The organism is Verrucomicrobium sp. (genome assembly GCA_028283855.1).
GTDB lineage: Bacteria > Verrucomicrobiota > Verrucomicrobiia > Methylacidiphilales > GAS474 > GAS474.
Window position 1 is genome coordinate 662,317 of sequence record JAPWJX010000003.1, and the last position, 14,834, is coordinate 677,150.

Annotated in this window: 18 protein-coding genes and 1 pseudogene; 13 read left to right on the forward strand and 6 right to left on the reverse strand. The window is 70.7% G+C overall.

Annotation, left to right across the window (positions count from 1 at the left end; all coding sequences use genetic code 11):
• The first annotated feature begins 72 nt into the window (after positions 1-72).
• From PW734_04460 to PW734_04515, 12 genes and pseudogenes are all read left to right on the forward strand, one after another.
• A pseudogene (locus PW734_04460) lies at positions 73-516 on the forward strand (chemotaxis protein CheW).
• A 136-nt stretch (positions 517-652) separates the two neighbouring features.
• A complete protein-coding gene (locus tag PW734_04465; protein MDE1170454.1) occupies positions 653-1,261 on the forward strand; it encodes an RNA polymerase sigma factor in 609 nt (202 codons plus the stop codon).
• Between the two features lie 34 nt (positions 1,262-1,295).
• On the forward strand, positions 1,296-1,511 hold the full coding sequence (locus PW734_04470) for a hypothetical protein (protein MDE1170455.1): 216 nt from the start codon (positions 1,296-1,298) through the stop codon (positions 1,509-1,511).
• Positions 1,512-1,520: 9 nt separating this feature from the next.
• Positions 1,521-2,189, forward strand: a complete 669-nt coding sequence (locus PW734_04475; protein ID MDE1170456.1) for a hypothetical protein — start codon at positions 1,521-1,523, stop codon at positions 2,187-2,189.
• Between the two features lie 117 nt (positions 2,190-2,306).
• Positions 2,307-2,951 (forward strand): hypothetical protein, encoded by a 645-nt coding sequence (locus tag PW734_04480; GenBank protein ID MDE1170457.1) that lies wholly within the window; start codon positions 2,307-2,309, stop codon positions 2,949-2,951.
• Positions 2,952-3,006: 55 nt separating this feature from the next.
• Positions 3,007-3,846: a hypothetical protein gene (locus tag PW734_04485; protein MDE1170458.1), complete on the forward strand. Its 840-nt coding sequence runs from the start codon at positions 3,007-3,009 to the stop codon at positions 3,844-3,846.
• Positions 3,847-3,851: 5 nt separating this feature from the next.
• On the forward strand, positions 3,852-4,622 hold the full coding sequence (locus tag PW734_04490; GenBank protein ID MDE1170459.1) for a MotA/TolQ/ExbB proton channel family protein: 771 nt from the start codon (positions 3,852-3,854) through the stop codon (positions 4,620-4,622).
• Positions 4,619-5,041, forward strand: coding sequence for a biopolymer transporter ExbD (locus PW734_04495; protein MDE1170460.1), 423 nt, complete (start codon positions 4,619-4,621; stop codon positions 5,039-5,041). Before PW734_04490 ends, PW734_04495 begins: the two co-directional genes overlap by 4 nt.
• Positions 5,038-5,478, forward strand: a complete 441-nt coding sequence (locus PW734_04500; GenBank protein ID MDE1170461.1) for a biopolymer transporter ExbD — start codon at positions 5,038-5,040, stop codon at positions 5,476-5,478. Before PW734_04495 ends, PW734_04500 begins: the two co-directional genes overlap by 4 nt.
• Complete coding sequence (locus tag PW734_04505; GenBank protein ID MDE1170462.1) at positions 5,465-6,490, forward strand: hypothetical protein; 1,026 nt, start codon at positions 5,465-5,467, stop codon at positions 6,488-6,490. Before PW734_04500 ends, PW734_04505 begins: the two co-directional genes overlap by 14 nt.
• 14 nt (positions 6,491-6,504) lie before the next feature.
• Positions 6,505-8,202: a hypothetical protein gene (locus tag PW734_04510; protein MDE1170463.1), complete on the forward strand. Its 1,698-nt coding sequence runs from the start codon at positions 6,505-6,507 to the stop codon at positions 8,200-8,202.
• A gap of 4 nt (positions 8,203-8,206) precedes the next feature.
• Entirely contained in the window at positions 8,207-8,725 is a 519-nt protein-coding gene (locus PW734_04515) for a YdbL family protein (protein ID MDE1170464.1), read from the forward strand.
• Positions 8,726-8,732: 7 nt separating this feature from the next.
• Here the strand turns inward: PW734_04515 and PW734_04520 are convergent, their stop codons facing one another.
• A complete protein-coding gene (locus PW734_04520; GenBank protein MDE1170465.1) occupies positions 8,733-9,275 on the reverse strand; it encodes a Fur family transcriptional regulator in 543 nt (180 codons plus the stop codon).
• 68 nt (positions 9,276-9,343) lie between these two features.
• On the opposite strand from PW734_04520, the gene PW734_04525 reads away from it, so the two are divergent.
• Complete coding sequence (locus tag PW734_04525) at positions 9,344-10,036, forward strand: glycosyltransferase family 2 protein (protein ID MDE1170466.1); 693 nt, start codon at positions 9,344-9,346, stop codon at positions 10,034-10,036.
• Here the strand turns inward: PW734_04525 and PW734_04530 are convergent.
• Genes PW734_04530 through PW734_04550 form a run of 5 tightly spaced genes read right to left on the reverse strand, consistent with a single transcriptional unit; the run spans position 10,014 to position 14,834 of the window.
• Positions 10,014-11,237, reverse strand: coding sequence for a tetratricopeptide repeat protein (locus PW734_04530; protein MDE1170467.1), 1,224 nt, complete (start codon positions 11,235-11,237; stop codon positions 10,014-10,016). The two genes, PW734_04525 and PW734_04530, sit on opposite strands and share 23 nt — an antisense overlap.
• A 4-nt stretch (positions 11,238-11,241) precedes the next feature.
• On the reverse strand, positions 11,242-11,778 hold the full coding sequence (gene sufT / locus PW734_04535) for a putative Fe-S cluster assembly protein SufT (protein MDE1170468.1): 537 nt from the start codon (positions 11,776-11,778) through the stop codon (positions 11,242-11,244).
• 36 nt (positions 11,779-11,814) lie between these two features.
• Complete coding sequence (locus PW734_04540; GenBank protein ID MDE1170469.1) at positions 11,815-12,741, reverse strand: YihY/virulence factor BrkB family protein; 927 nt, start codon at positions 12,739-12,741, stop codon at positions 11,815-11,817.
• Between the two features lie 9 nt (positions 12,742-12,750).
• Positions 12,751-13,758, reverse strand: coding sequence for an anthranilate phosphoribosyltransferase (gene trpD, locus PW734_04545; GenBank protein MDE1170470.1), 1,008 nt, complete (start codon positions 13,756-13,758; stop codon positions 12,751-12,753).
• A gap of 5 nt (positions 13,759-13,763) precedes the next feature.
• A complete protein-coding gene (locus PW734_04550) occupies positions 13,764-14,834 on the reverse strand; it encodes a type IV pilus twitching motility protein PilT (protein ID MDE1170471.1) in 1,071 nt (356 codons plus the stop codon).

The following is a 14,834-nucleotide window of genomic DNA, read 5'->3' on the forward strand; positions in this document are numbered from 1 at the left end:
CGGATAGATTCGGGAAGCCCGCCATGAACCCCGGACTCCGCCGCCCTCCCGCCGCCGGGGAAATACCTCACCTTCACCCTGGGCCGGGACGCTTACGGCATCCCCGTGGGGAAGGTCCGGGAGATTCTCCGCATGCCGGAGGAGGTAACCCCCGTTCCCCAGACTCCCCCCTACGTCCGGGGGGTTATCAACCTGCGGGGGAAGATCATTCCCGTTGTCGACCTCCGGGTCCGCTTCGGCCTGGGGCCTCTGGAAAATCGGGGGCGGGTTTGTGCGGTTGTGGTGCAAGTCGTTCATGGAGAGGGGGAGGAGGCTTTGATGGGGCTCATTGTCGATGCCGTGGAGGAGGTTCTCCCCTTCGGCCCGGCCGATTTGGGTGCGGTTCCCCAGTTCGGCACTCCCTTGCAGGCCGATTATCTTCTGGGGATGGCCCAGGCCAAGGGCCGGGTGATGACTCTCCTGAATATCGACCGGATCGGCACCGCCGACGCTTTGGCCGTCTTGGCCGTTTCCTGAACTTTTTTGTAACCGGGGCTCTTTCGGGGCGTCCGGCCTAGGGAACCCCATGCATACCCTGGTTTTAGAGAGGCCGTTTCCCGGATTGCGCCCCTTTTGGGAGGAGGTAGGCTTTGACCTGCCTGAGATGGCTGCCGTGAAAGAAACGACCCTGGAACCGGCCGATCCCGCCTTGGAGGCGTGGGTCCAGAGGGCCCAGGCCGGGGAGGAGGCCGCCCAGCAGTTTCTTGTCGAAAGTTACCAGCGCCGACTGGGCGGGTTCGTCTACGGGCTGATCTCCCAGTCCGCCCCCGTTGACGACCTCTGCCAGGCTATCTTCGTGAAGATGGTCCTCTCCCTGCCGAAACTACGGGAGACGGCCCGCTTCGAGCCGTGGCTTTTCCGTCTGGCGCGCAATCACTGCCTTTCCTATCTGCGGCGGGAAAAATTCCGGCGCCTCTTTTTCCCCCTTTCCGAGACGCACCACGAGGTCGCCGCGCCGCCCGCCCCGGCGGCGGAGCCGCCGGAGGACCTGATCCGGCTCCGCGCCGCCCTGGCGGCGATGCCGGAGAAGGAGCGGGCGCTCCTCCTTTTGGCGCAGGACCGGGACGGCGACTACCGCCAGGCGGCGGAGACGCTGGGATTGACCGTCGGCGCGTTCAAGACGCGGGTCCACCGCGCGCGCCGGGCGTTGAAAGAACGGATGGAACGGATGAGAAAACAGGAGGAAGCCGATGAAGACCGGAGACGAAACAGTTTGGCATGATCTAGAGGCCCTGAAAGCGGCGGGAGCCGCCGGATTGAGGCCGAATCTGGCCGCCCGCGTCCTGGCGGAGGCGGCGCGCGTCCGCGCGGACCGGGAGGCCTGGCAGATGCCGCGCACGATGCTGGCCGCCGGGTTGGTCTGCGCCTTGGCGGCGGGCACCCTTTTGGCCGGCGTCGACCGGCTGGCCGGAGAGCGGCAGGCGGCCTGGGCCCAAGTTGCGGCCTGGACGCAGAGCTACGAAGTCGATTAAGAGATAGGGGTGAGCATTGTGACGAAGCAGCGGGTCCTGGCCGTCCTGATGGCGCTGGCGCTTTTCGGCGGCGGCCTTTTCCTGGGCTACCGCCTGGCCTGGGATTGCCCGCTGCCGCCTCCGCCCCCTTTCGGCGCCTTCGGCCCGGGGCCCGGCCCCGGCGGCCCGGGGCATCCCCCCGGCCCGCGTCCCCGCCCCACCCCGCAGCAGGCGGCCCAGCTGGAAAGGGCGGTCGCCGCCCTCCAGCCGCAGCTGGAGGCTTTCCAAAAGGGCTTCGACGTCCTGGAAAACGATTTCCACGCTTCTTTCGAGGCGCTCCTTACCCCGGAACAAAAGGCCCGCGCCTTCCGCCGCCCGGAGGAGGCGATCGACTGGGTGGGCGAGTTCAATCAGATGGCGGCCGAGCGTTCCGGCCAGCCGCCCGCGCCGCCGTCGCCCGCCCGGGATCCCCGCCGCCTCCTGATGCGGGTCATGCGGATCGTCATGTATACGCCCACGCTCCATATCTTCACCGAGCGGCTCGCCCTTACCCCCGATCAGCAAGCGGAGCTGGGCCGCCTTCTGGAAAAGCGGCGGCAGGCCTTCCTGGAGCTGATCCAGGCCCACCCGCTTCCCTATGACGGCCTCTACCGGGCGGTGCGGGAAGCGGGGCTTTTTCCTCCTGCCGCAGGCCGTTGAGGACCAGCTTTTTACGGAGAATCCGGGGGAAAGGGGTGGGGCAGAGTTTGACTGTTGATTATCAGCGGTTTAAGATTCGCCCATCGGCCAATAGCCGAATTATCTATTATGAAGAGGATGAAGCTGAAGCTCGAGTCTTCGAAGCCGATGCCGCTTCCGAGGCAGGAAAAAGATCTGAAAGATCCCGTGGCCGCCGCGCCGCTGGTCATGCCGCCGCCCCTGCCGGTCCAGGAAAAAACCGACCTGCGCCGGGAACAGGAAATGGCCCAAGTGCTGGAAGCCGAGGCGCTGCGCGACCTGCGCGCCTTCGTTGCCGCCTATCCTCACATGGCGGACGACCCGGAGGTCCGCGCCCTGCAGGCCGCCATCGAGGGCGAGCGGAAAAACCGGGCCACTCCCGGCTACCACACTCTCCAAAACCGTTTGCGTGAGCAGCGGGCCCGCGTCCTGGAGCTGCGCCAGAAGCTGAGCGAGGTCGAGAAAGACCGCGCCGCCGAGGCGGCCGAGGCCAAGGGCCATTCCGCCGCCCCCCTCGCGCCGGGCAAGCTGCCCACGGCCGCCTTCCATCCCACCTCCGAGCACGCGGAGGAATACGCCGTCCTGGCCCAGCTGGCCCACCGCGCGACGAAGCGCCGGAATGTCCGCGCCGACGGCAAGGGCCAAGTCCAATCGACCGACCCGCAGGACGACGACGTCGACGACACGGGCGATTCGATGACCGACCCTCACGGGGCGACGCAGGCCGCGACGAGCTTCCATTGATCCGGGGCTTGCCGCTCCCGGGCGGGGCGGTAGTTTGAACCCCCAAATGAAGGGGGTGCCGCTGCTGTCTTTGTCGTGCTGGCTGGCCGGGGGCCTTCTCCTTCTATTCCCCGTCTTCTTGCGCGCCGACGAGGTGTGGCTGAAGGACGGGCGCCATTTGGAGGGAGTCCTTTCCGCTGCGGGTGACGCGCTGACCCTTTCCCTAAGCCTCCCCGGCCCGGAAGGCCGGGCGGAGCTTTCCTGCGCCCCGGCGGAGATCGCCCGGATCGCCCTGGCCCGCACCCCGGCCGAGGAGCGGCTTCTGCGGGAAGACGGTTCCGCGCCCGCTTGGCGCGCCTGGTGGGAAAAGCGCCGCGCGTTTCTGGGGCTTTCCGGTTCCGATGCGGCGGAGGCGGGCCTCGGCCTGGCCGGGGCTTTGTTGCGGGAGGGGGATTCCGCCGCCGCGGCGGAAATCGCAGCGCAGGTGCAGGCCGGGGCCTTTGCCCCCGCCTGCCGGGAGCGGGCGGAAGCCGTGGCGCTGGAGGCGATGCCTCCGGCGGAGGCCCGCTCCGCCGAGGCCGCCCGCGCCTTCCTGGCCCGCCCGCCCGCCGATCCCGCCGCGCGGGCGGACGGGTGGCTTGCCCTGGGCCGGTGCGCCGCCGCGCGCTGGCGCGCCCTCCCTCCCGGTCCCGAGCGCGCCGCGCTCTATCAGGAGGCCGCCGACGCTCTCCTGCGCCCCTCCGTTTTTCTTCCCCGGGACCGGGCCCGTGCGGCCCGGGGGCTGCTGGAGGCCGCCCGCCTCGCCTCCGCCGCCGGAGACGGCGCGGCGGCCCGGCGCTATGCGGAGGACCTCCTGCGCGCCTTTCCCGATCCGGCCTCCCTGCCCGCCGCGCGGACGCTGCGCGCCTCCCTTTGACTTTTATGATCCGCTCCGCCCTCCTGCTGTTCCTCCTCCTTCTCCCGCCTGCCCTTGCGGAAACGCCCCCGCCGCTGCCGCCCTTGGCGGCCCCGGCGGAGGCGGCTCCGGCGCCCGCCCTGCCCGCCGTCCCGGCCCCGGCGAAGGACCGGACGCTCCTTGACCTCTACCGGACGGGCGGCTTCGTCATGCATCCGCTGGCGGCGGCCTCGGTGGCGATGGTCGCCATCGCCCTCTACCTCCAGCTTTCCCTTTCCCGCCGGGCGCTCCTGCCGCCGGAGGAGGAGGCCGCCTTCCACGCCTACCTCAGCCAGGGACAGTGGGCGGAGGCCTGGCGGCGCGCGCGGGAAGGGACTTCCCTCCTTTCCAAGAGCCTGGCCGCCGGGCTCTCCCGCATCGCCGCCGGCAGGCCCGCCATGGAGGCGGCGGCTGCCGACGTCGTCTATTACGAGGAGGGAAAGCTCCTCACCTGGGTCCATTACCTGAACGTCATCGCCACGCTCGCGCCGATGCTCGGCCTGCTCGGCACGGTCACGGGCATGATCGCCAGCTTCGAGCAGCTTAAAAGCGGCCGCTCCGCCCCGGCCGACCTGGCGGGCGGCATCGGCGAGGCGATGGTGGCCACCGCCACCGGCCTCCTCCTGGCCATCCCGGCCATGTTCCTTTTCTTCCACTACCGCAACCGCCTTTCCACCCAGGCGGCGGAGGCGGGCCGCCGCATCGGCCGCCTCTATGACGCCCTGGAGGCGTCGTCTCCCGGGACGCCGCACGCATGAGGATCCGCCGCCGGGAAACGGAGCCGGTGGGGCTGCAGATCGCGCCGATGTGCGACGTGATCTTCCTCGTCCTCACCTTCTTCCTTCTCACCGCCCATCTCGCGGGCCGGGAGCGGTCCCTGCCCGTGCGCCTGCCGGAGGCCGCCGCGGCGTCCGCCCCGCAGGACGGGGAGGGAGGGCGGCTCGTCGCCAACCTGGACGGCGCGGGCCGCCTCTATCTGGGGCGGCGGGAGATCGATCCCGCCGCGTTCCGCCAGGCCCTGCGGGAGCGGCCCGCCCCGCTGCGCGTCCTCCTGCGGGCGGACGCGGCCACGCCGGCGCGGCGCATCCGGGAGATCGTCTCCTGGAGCGCGGAGGCGGGCGCGGCGGAGGTGATCCTGGGCACGGCGCAGGAGCCGGACCGAAAGGCGGAGCGGTGAGGATCGCGCGCCGCTCCCTGCCCGCGCCGGAACTGCAGATCGCCGCGTTCGTCGACGTTCTTTTCCTGCTCCTGGTCTTCTTCATGGTGCAGCCGCTTTCCCGCCCGGAAGGGGAGCTGGCCCTGGAGCTGCCCGGCACGGCGGCGCAGGAGGCGCCGGTGCCCCTGCCCGACGCGCAGCGGATCGTCCTCCGCGCGGGGGGCGAGGTGCTGCTCAACGAGCTGCCCGTCGGTGCCCCGTCCGACCGGGAGCTGCCGCGCCTTGCCGCCATCCTGGCCCGCTTCCGCGCGGCCTGCGCCGCCGACGGGATTCCCGCGCGCGTCATCCTGGTCCCGGACGATGCGGCGGTCCACCAGCGGATCGCCGACGTCCTGGCCGCCTGCGCCCGGGCGGGCGTCTCCGGCGTCACCCTGGCCGGTCCCGATGGCGCGCCTTAGTTTCCAGGAATTTTTCCGGCGGCACCGGACCCTCTCCCGGGTCCTGCTGGCCAGCCTCCTGTTCCACGCCGTGCTGGCTGCGGGGGCGGCCTGCTGGGTCGTTTCCCGCGCCTGGCACCGGCCGCCCGCTGCCGTGGCGCTGCGCGCGGCCGTGCCCCCGCCGGGGCTGCCGCCGGAGGAGCCGGGCGGGCGTCCGGGCGGCCCGGCCTCCTCTTCCGCCCTTCCGCCCGCGCCCGCCGTGACGGAGATCCCGCCGTCCGCCGCGCCGCTGCCGGCGTGGACGGCGGCGGAGCCCGCTCCGCCCGGCTCGCTCCCCGGTGGCCGGGGCGGCGGCGTTTCCGGCGGCGGGGCGGGAACGGGCGTGGGGAGCGGCTCCGGGGCGGGCTTTTCCCTCTTCGGCGCGGAGGCGGGCGCGGGCGGGCGGATCGTTGTGGCGGTCGACCTTTCCAGCTCGATGTTCATGCGGGACGCGGACGCGGCGGCCCGCCTCATGGCGGGGACGGCCCGCGCGGTGGAGGGCCTCGGCCCGCAGGCCCGCTTCGGCCTTTTGGCCTTCAAGGACGGGGTGCTGGCGTGGAAGCCGGATCTGGCGGACGCCACGCCGGAAAACCGCCGGGACGCGCGGGCGTGGCTGGAGAGGCAGGCGGCCCGGGGCCGGAATTTCTCCGTCCGCTCGGGCGAGGGGACGCGCCGCGTGGAGGGGGACGGCACCCGGGGCGACGTGATGCTCCGGCAGGCCTGGGCGCTGGGGCCGGAGCGGATCGTGGTGGTCACGGACGGCCAGTGGGACATCCAGCTTCCCTCCGGGGAGGCGCATCTGGTCCTCCTGGACGCCGCCGCGCTGGCCCGGCTGGCCGGGGAGCTGGGGCCGGGTCCCCGGGTCGACGTCTTCTTTTTCCGCACCTCCCGGACCCGGCCCGGGGAGGAGGCCGCCATGCGCCGCCTGGCGGCGGACACCGGCGGCAATCTGGTTTTCCTGGAAGGCGCGACCTTGACGCGCGGCGAACCTTGAGGAAGGTACCAGGGATGTTGACGGACCGGGAATTCTGGCGGCGGCTCTTCCGCCACCGCGGCGCGCGCGCTCTTGCGGCCTGCCTGGTCACGATTGTCGTCGGCCTGTTTCTGATCGGCTTTTTCCTGGGGCCCCTGGTGACCCTCGGCGCGCGGGTGGCGGGGGTCGACATGCAGATCGACCGTGTGCGCTGGAAGGCGTTGCACCGGGTGGAGCTGCGGGGCGTCTCCATGGGGGACTATTTCACGGCGGAGGCGATCGGGATCGAGTGGAAGTGGAAATACCTGATCCTGCACCGCCGTTTCCGCCTGGTGGAGCTGGTGCGGCCGCAGGTTTTCCTCAACGCCCTGGACCACGCCTTTCCGCAGACGGCGCAGGACCAGGGGGAGGAATCGGAGCAGGACGACCCCATGGAGATGGTCCGCCGCTGGGCGTACGAGATCCGCATCAATAAGGGGGCGGTCTGGATCGGCCCGTTCGGGCCGGGCTTGCCGCCGATCCGCCTGGCCATCGGCCGCAACGCGCCGCTCTCCTGGCAGACCGGCTCCCTGACACAGGTCAACGACGCGCACGAGCCGCTGCAGGTGGCGGAGACGAGCGACATCCGCCTCTACTCCCCCATCAACCCCATCGCGCCGGTGCTGGACCTGGGCACGCTGCGCATCACCTTCACCTGGCGCGGCCTGGAGCGGCATGAGATCGCCAGCGTCTCCGTCGTCGCGCCGACGCTCTACATTGGGCCGAACCTCTTCGCCTTCTTCGACGCCGTGCAGGGAAAGGGCGACGCGCCCGCGGCAAAGACGCCGCCTCCCGCCTCCCCCTGGGTCATCCAGAATCTGGCCCTCACCCAGGGCACGCTGCATATCACCGCCTTCGGCGAGCCGGGCGTCGTCCTGCCGTTCACCTTCCGTTCTTCCGGGCAGAACATCAACCTGGCAGACCTGGACACTCTGCGGCTGCAGAACCGGATCGAGATCAACCAGCGCAGCTTCGACTACCCGAGCTACGGCATCTCCCTCACGGGCTTCCAGGGGAAGCTCGACTTCAACCTGCCGCCCGGCCGCGGGCGGAACGTGGTGCAGTGGATCAACCTGGAGGAGCTGAGCTGGAAGGGGCTCAAGGCGCGGGACGTTTACGCCACCGTCACCTTCGACCGCACGGGGATCTACGGGCGGCTGGGGGGCAAGGTCTACGGCGGCTACATGAGCGGAAACTATTCGGTCGGTTTTGGCGAGGGGTTCCCCTGGCACGCCGGGCTCTACCTGGACCATGCCGAGGTGAAAGAGCCGGTGGAAAAGCTGGCCCACGGCGATTTCCGGCTGCAGGGGAAGGCCGGCTTCAACCTGACCGTCGATGCGAAGAGCCGCGACATCGAGAGGTGCCAGGGCAGTTTCTTCTTCCCGCAGGGCGGGTTCCTGCAGATTCCCTCCGCGCGGGAGGCGGGCAAGTCCCTCCAGGCCTCCGCGGACGGGCCTGTCTGGCGCCAGGAGCTGCAGTCCCAGATGGTCGAGCGGATCATCGACAGCTTCGCCGACTATCCCTTCAAGACCGGGACCCTCGACTTCGCCTATGGCCTCCCCGTCAGCACCCTGAAACTGGACCTTGCGGGCGACGCCGGACGGCGTAACTTCCAAATCCGATGGAACCAGGAGGGGAAGGGAATCACCCTCCCGGAAAAAGCCCCGCCCAAGGTTTCGGTCCACATCGACTAATTTTATGAAAGCCCACCTCCTCTGCCTCGCCCCGGCCCTGCTCCTCTGCTCCTGCGCGCCGACCGTCCATGTGGCGGTGCCGAAGCCGGTTGTCATCGACGTGAACATGAAAGTCGACGTGACGACGCGCGAGGAGGGCTCCGCCTCCAAGAGCCAGTCCCAGGCCAAGCCCGCCGCCCCCAGCGGGGACGCGGCCGCCGCCGACCACACCCGCCTGATGGGCGAGGTGCAGGAGCTGAAGAACTCCGGCCTGGTCGGGGAAGGGAAGGACGGCTACCTGGCCGTCCGCAACGCGCCGCAGGGCAAGCTCCCCACCGGGGAGGACTACGCCGCTTACGTCGGCCGCATCGTCAAGGAGGAGAACGACGCCCGCAAGGCCATCTACATGCAGGCGGCCACCAAGCAGGGCACGCCCCTGGACACCGTCCAGAAGGAGTCGGGCGAGCGCTGGCAGGACGCCGCCTATCCGGGCGAGTGGATCCAGGCCGCCGACGGCTCCTGGCAGCAGAAGAAGGGGAAGTAGGCCGGCCCTAGTCGGCCTTCTTCTTCCGGCGGCGGGGCGCCGGGGCGCAGCAGGAGAAATCGGGCCGGTGGACGTGGGGCTCCGCCGGGTGGCGCTTCTGGCAGTCCGGGCAGACGCCGTAGAAGCCCAGCTCGTGCCGCAGCCCGGTGTAGCCGAGCTTGTCGGCCACTTCCTTTTCCAATTTGCCGACGGGGCATTCCAGCTGGGTTTCCTCCACCTTGCCGCAGCCGGTGCAGAGGACGTAGTCCCGGTGGTCGCCGGGGAAGAGGAGGACGAAGAAGGGCGTCCGCTCGTGCAGCCAGATGCGCCGCAGCAGTCCCATCCCCTCCAGTGTCTGGAGGGTGCGGAAGACGGTGGCCGGATCGCACTGGGCCTTCACGGCTTTCCCCTCGCACACTTGGGCCAGGGTGACGGGCTGGGATTGGGTGGAGAAGAATTCCAGGACGGCCTCCCGCGCGGGGGTCCGGCGTAGGCCCATCTCCTCGCAAAGCCCGCGGGCCCAGGCGAGGCGGTCGGCGGCGGGGGCGTCGGTCTTCATGGGGACGGCCATTCTGCCACAATCGGGAGGGGCGGAAAAGCTTTGCCTTTGGCCCGGGACTCCCGGCATCTTGCCCGCGCGTGAAGCTCTCCGTCGTCATCCCCTGCTACAACGAGCGGGCGACCCTCCGCCGGCTCCTGGAAGCGGTCCGCCGGGCGCCCTACCCGGACAAGGAGATCATCGTCGTCGACGACGGCTCGACCGACGGGACGCGGGAAATCCTGCGCGGGGAGATCGAGGGTTCCGGCCTGGCCGACAAGATTTTCTACCATGAGGCCAATCAGGGCAAGGGGGCGGCGCTGCGCACCGGCTTTGCCGCGGCCACTGGGGATGTGGTGGTGGCGCAGGACGCCGATTTGGAGTACGACCCGGAGGAATACCCCCTCCTGATCGAGCCGATCCGGGCGGACAAGGCCGACGTCGTCTTCGGCTCCCGCTTCTGCGGCGGCCCGCACCGGGTGCTCTACTTCTGGCACCGCGTTGGCAACGGGTTCCTCACCCTCCTGTCGAACATGTTCACCAACTTGAACCTTTCCGACATGGAGACGTGCTACAAGGCCTTCCGCCGGGAAATTATCCAGGCGGTGCGGATCGAGGAGAACCGCTTCGGCTTCGAGCCGGAGATCACGGCGAAGGTCGCGCGGATGAAGGTCCGCATCTATGAGGTGGGCATCTCCTACCACGGCCGCACCTACGCGGAGGGGAAGAAGATCAATTGGCGGGACGGCGTCCGCGCCCTCTACTGCATCGTTAAATACGGGCTAATTCGGTAGCCACGCGCGCAAGCAGCCCGTCCCAATCCCCGTGCCGCGCCTGGCGGAAGAGCCGCGCGGAGGGGTACCACGGCGTCGCCTCCGCCTCCGTCATCCAGCGCCAGCAGGAGGGTTCCGGCAGGAGAATCCAGACCGGCTTCCCCAGGCTGCCCGCCAGGTGGGCCACGGCGGTGTCGACGGTGATCACCAGGTCGAGGCCCGCGACGACGCGCGCGGTGTCGAGGAAGTCCTCGCACGCGGAAAGGTCGGAGGCGAAGGGGAGCCACGCCGCGCCGGGGGCTTCCTTTTGCAGGTTGATCCACTCCACGTTTGCCGCGTTCCGCAGCGGGGCCAGCGCCTCCGGCGGGCAGGAGCGGCTGCGGTCCTTGGTGTTGGCCCGGCCGCCCGCCCAGGCGACGCCGATCCGCCGCGGGCTTCCCGGAGGCGGCGCGGCGGGGATTTCCACGGCGGGCAGGAAAAGGGGCGGGGGGATCGCCGCCGGATCGGGGCAGAAGAAGCGGGGCAGGGAGAGGAGCGGCAGGTGGACGTCGTGCGGCGGCGGCGCGGGGCCGCGCCGGACGACGGCGTCAAAGCCGGGAGCGCCCTGCAGGAGCCGGACCAGTTCCGGCTGGCATTCCAGGATGACTGTGGCGCGCGGGTGGGCTTCCTTGGCCCGCGCGGCGAAGCGGGCGAATTGAAGGGTGTCTCCCAGGCCCTGTTCGGCCAGCAGGAGCAGGGTGCGGCCTTCCAGCGGCTCCCCGCTCCAGCGCGGCGTGTGGGGCGGCGGCCCGCCTAAAAGATGGGAGGAGAGGCGGAAGCGCCACTCGTATTCCTCCCAGCCCTCGGCCAGGCGGCCCCGGGAAAGCCAGAGCAGGGCCCGATGGGTGCGGGCTTCCGGATTTTCGGGCTCCAGGCGGAGCGCCTCTTCGTACGCGTTGAGGGCTTCCTGCGTCTGGCCCAGGTCGGCCAGCGCGGCGGCGTGGTAGACGCGGGCGCGGGAGAGGCGCGGATTGAGCGCCACGGCGCGGCGCAGCGCCAGCTCGCCCGCCTCCGGCTCGTCCAGGGTCAGGAGGGCGATGCCCCGGGCGCACTGGAAGGACGCGTCGTTCCCCAGGAGGGGGAGGAGCGGCTCCAGGACGTCGAGCATCTCGGCGAGCCTGCCCTGGGAGAGGAGGAGGCTGGCCTGGTCGAGGCGGGCGTGAAGGGGACCGTCCAGGTCCACGGGATTACACCATCCCCAGCTTCTTCTTGCCGTCTTCGGAGATGCGTTCCGGGGACCAGGGCGGGTCCCAGACCAGGTTGACGTCGGCGCTGGAGACGCCGGGGAGCTTGGCGATTTTCTGCTGCGCCTCGCGGGCGATGACGGGGCCCATGCCGCAGCCGGGCGCGGTGAGTGTCATGGCCACCTTTATGGAGGCCCCTTCGGGCTTGGCGTCCAGGTCGAGGTCGTAGACGAGGCCGAGGTCGACGATGTTCACCGGGATCTCCGGGTCGAAGCAGGTCTTGAGGGTTTCCCAAACGGCTTCTTCCGTCAGCGGGCCCTGGGCGGCGGACGCGGCCTCGACCTTTTCCTTCCCCAGCGCGTCGGCGAACTCGTTCTCGATCCGGTAGAGGCCGGGCTGGGTGGGGATGACGACGGTGAAGGAGCCGCCCAGCTCCTGGGTGATGAGGACGTGGGTCCCCTTGGAAAGGGACCACGCCTCCCCCTGGGGAATGCGGGTGGCGGTGACGTCGCGGGAAAGGGTGATGGTGGCGTCGCTCATGCCTTCACCTTACTTCCAATTGCGGATTCCACAAGGCTACTTGGCGCGTTTCCGGAGGGCCGGGGGGGGGTCCCCGCGGTGTTTCCTCCGGCGGGTGGAGTCGACGCAGGTGAACTCCGCGCCGAAGAGGGCGATGAGCGCGCCGTAGAAGAACCAAAGGAGGAAGAGGGCCATCGAGCCCGCCGCGCCGAAGCTGGAGCCGATGGGGCTGCGCCCCAGCCAGGCGCCGATGGCGAGCTTGCCCACGTCGAAGAGGAGGGCGGCCAGGAAGGCGCCGGGCAGGACGTCCCGCCATTCCAGGGCCACGTCCGGCAGCATCTTGAAGAGGAGGCCGAAGAGGAGGGTGAAGGTGCCCAGGGCGGTGATGCTTTCCGCCACCCCGGCGAAGGTGTGCCATGCCTGGCTGCCCAGAAGGGGGACGCCGTAGACGCGGGAGGCGGAGAGGCCGGTGCTGATGAGGAGGGAGGCCAGGAAAAGGAAGCCGATGACGATGACCATGAGCAGCGCCAGGCCGCGCCGCCGCAGGGACTGGCCCAGGCCCGCCGCGTCCTCCCGGGGGACGTTCCAGATGCGGTTGAGGGAGCGGTGAAGTTGAAGGAAGATTCCGTTGGAGCCGAAGAGCAGCGCGCCGACGCCCAGGGCGGCGGCGACGAAGTTGGCCCCCGGGTGGCTGGCGTGTTTTACCGCGGTGTGGAAAAGGCGGGTGTCCCCGGCCGTCCCCATCCATTGCTGGGCCTGGGAAAAGACCCCGCGCTCCGCCTCCCGCTGGCCCAGGATGGGGATGGCGATGGCGATGGCGACGATAAGGACGGGGGCGACGGCGAAGATGGCGTAGTAGGAGATCGCGGCGGCGTGGGTCGGCGCGTCGTCGGCGATCCATTTGCGGGCCGTCTCCCGGAGGACGGCCCAGGCCTCGGCGGGGAAGGAGCCCTTGCGCGGGCGCCAGCGGAACGAAGGGGGCATGCGGATATGCTAGGGCAAAGCGCGCATCTGCTCCAGCTTCGCGCGCGCGGCGCCGGAGCGCAGGGCCTCTTCCGCCAGGGCCAGTCCTTCCGCGACGGAGGCGGCGCGGCCCTGGGCCGCCAAGGCCAGGGCGGCGTTCCAGGCGACCAGGGCGCGGCCGAAGGGCGGCCCTTCCCCGCGCAGGACGGCTTCCACCAGGGCGGCGCTCTCCGCCGCGTCGGCGACGAGGAGGCCCTCAAGGGAGGCTTCTCCCGCCCATGGCGCGGCGGCGGGCAGCGCGGGGGCCAGGCGGTTTTCGCCCGTGGGGCTCGCTTCGCCGACCGGCTGCCCGCCGACTTCCCCGTAGGCGACGAGGCAGCGCGGCGCCCCCAGCTTTTTCAGCGCCTCCGCGTAGAGCGGGACGTGGGCGGGGCGGAAGACGCCGACGAGCCGCGCGCCGGGGTAGCAGGGGTTGAGGAGGGGGCCCAGGAGGTTGAAGATCGTCCGGCTGCCCAGGCTTTTGCGGACGGGGCCGACGACGGCCAGGCCCGGATGGAAGGCGGGCGCGTGGAGGAAGGCCAGGCCGCAGGCCCGCAGGCTTTCCCGCGCCGCCTGCGGCGTCAGGGCGGGGCGCAGGCCCAGGGCCTCGACGACGTCGATGCTGCCGGAGGGTTTCGTGACGCCCCGGTTGCCGTGCTTGGCCACCGGCGCGCCGCAAGCGGCGACGACGAAGGCGATGGCGGTGGAGACGTTGAAGAGGGGGAGCCCGCCGCCGCCGGTGCCGCAGCAGTCCAGGACGGGGCCGGGGAGGCCCAGGTCGGCCGTCTCCACCGCGGCCGCGCGGGGCAGGAGCGCGCGGGCGAAGGCGGCGAGCTCCTCCGCCGTCTCCCCCTTTTCCGCGAGGGCGGACAGGAAGGCGGCGCGGTCGGCGTCGCCGATGGTGGGATCGAAGAGGGTTTCCGCCGCCGCCCCGGCCTGGTCGGCGTCGAGGGGCGCGCCGCCCTTCAGCGTGTGGGCGAGGGAGAGGAGGATCGACATGGGCGCTAGGCCGTCGCCGGGGCGGGCGCGCCGGCCTCGAACCGCTGCTTGTCGATGGCCTTCATGTAGGCCTCCTCCGCCGTGATGAGGCCCTGGCGCAGCGCGCCCTCGATGGCGTCGTCCATCAGCTGCATGCCCTCGGCGCGGCCGCTCTTGAGGACGTCGACCAGCTTGGCCGTGGCGCCTTCCCGGACGATCGCGCCGACCGCCGGGGTGGCGACGAGGATCTCGTTGAGGGCCAGGCGGCCCTTGCCGTCGGCGCGCTTGAAGAGGAGCTGGGCGCAGACGCCGCGCAGGGAGTTGGCCAGCATGACGCGGATCTGTTCCTGCTGGTCGGCGGGGAAGGCGTCGATGATGCGGTCGATGGTCTTGCGCGCGTTGTTCGTGTGGAGGGTGCCGAAGACGAGGAGGCCGGTTTCCGCGGCGGTGAGGGCCAGGGAGATGGTTTCCAGGTCCCGCATTTCGCCGACGAGGACGACGTCCGCGTCTTCCCGCAGCGCGGCGCGCAGGCCGGAGGCGAAGGTGGGGGTCTCCTGGGGCACTTCCCGCTGGGTGAGGCGGCTCTGCTTGTCGGCGTGGACGAACTCGATCGGCTCCTCGATGGTCACGATGTGCCGGGCGTAGGTGGAGTTGATGTAGTCGATGACGGCGGCCAGGGTGGTCGACTTGCCGGAGCCGGTCGGCCCGGTGACCAGGACCAGGCCGCTTTGCAGGTCGCCGAAGGCCTGGATGGCCGGGGGGACGCCCAGCTCGGCGATGGTCTTGATGCGGGAGGGGATGATGCGGAAGACCGCGCCCATGCCGTGAAGCTGGCGGTAGTAGTTGCAGCGGAAGCGGGCCGCCTCGCCGAACTCGTGGGCGAAGTCGAGGTCCCCCGCCTCCAGGTAGTGGCGCCAGTTTTCCTCCCCCGCCAGGGGCTGGAGGAGGGCGGCCATCTCCGCCTGGGTGAGGGGCTCCTCCCGCAGGGGGCGCAGGTCGCCATGGAGGCGGATTTTCGGCGGGGCGCCTTCCAGGAGGTGGAGGTCGGAGCCGCCCTGGTCGATCAGGGCCTGGAAGAGGGGGGCGATGGCGCTCAT

Bases quoted from the DNA above. Each gene is read 5' to 3' on its own strand.
- PW734_04480 (MDE1170457.1), top strand. From the start codon at position 2,307: ATGAAGCTGAAGCTCGAGTCTTCGAAGCCGATGCCGCTTCCGAGGCAG.
- PW734_04490 (MDE1170459.1), top strand. From the start codon at position 3,852: ATGATCCGCTCCGCCCTCCTGCTGTTCCTCCTCCTTCTCCCGCCTGCC.
- PW734_04495 (MDE1170460.1), top strand. From the start codon at position 4,619: ATGAGGATCCGCCGCCGGGAAACGGAGCCGGTGGGGCTGCAGATCGCG.
- PW734_04505 (MDE1170462.1), top strand. From the start codon at position 5,465: ATGGCGCGCCTTAGTTTCCAGGAATTTTTCCGGCGGCACCGGACCCTC.
- PW734_04510 (MDE1170463.1), top strand. From the start codon at position 6,505: ATGTTGACGGACCGGGAATTCTGGCGGCGGCTCTTCCGCCACCGCGGC.
- PW734_04515 (MDE1170464.1), top strand. From the start codon at position 8,207: ATGAAAGCCCACCTCCTCTGCCTCGCCCCGGCCCTGCTCCTCTGCTCC.
- PW734_04520 (MDE1170465.1), bottom strand. From the start codon at position 9,275: ATGGCCGTCCCCATGAAGACCGACGCCCCCGCCGCCGACCGCCTCGCC.
- sufT (MDE1170468.1), bottom strand. From the start codon at position 11,778: ATGAGCGACGCCACCATCACCCTTTCCCGCGACGTCACCGCCACCCGC.
- PW734_04540 (MDE1170469.1), bottom strand. From the start codon at position 12,741: ATGCCCCCTTCGTTCCGCTGGCGCCCGCGCAAGGGCTCCTTCCCCGCC.
- trpD (MDE1170470.1), bottom strand. From the start codon at position 13,758: ATGTCGATCCTCCTCTCCCTCGCCCACACGCTGAAGGGCGGCGCGCCC.
- PW734_04550 (MDE1170471.1), bottom strand. From the start codon at position 14,834: ATGAGCGCCATCGCCCCCCTCTTCCAGGCCCTGATCGACCAGGGCGGC.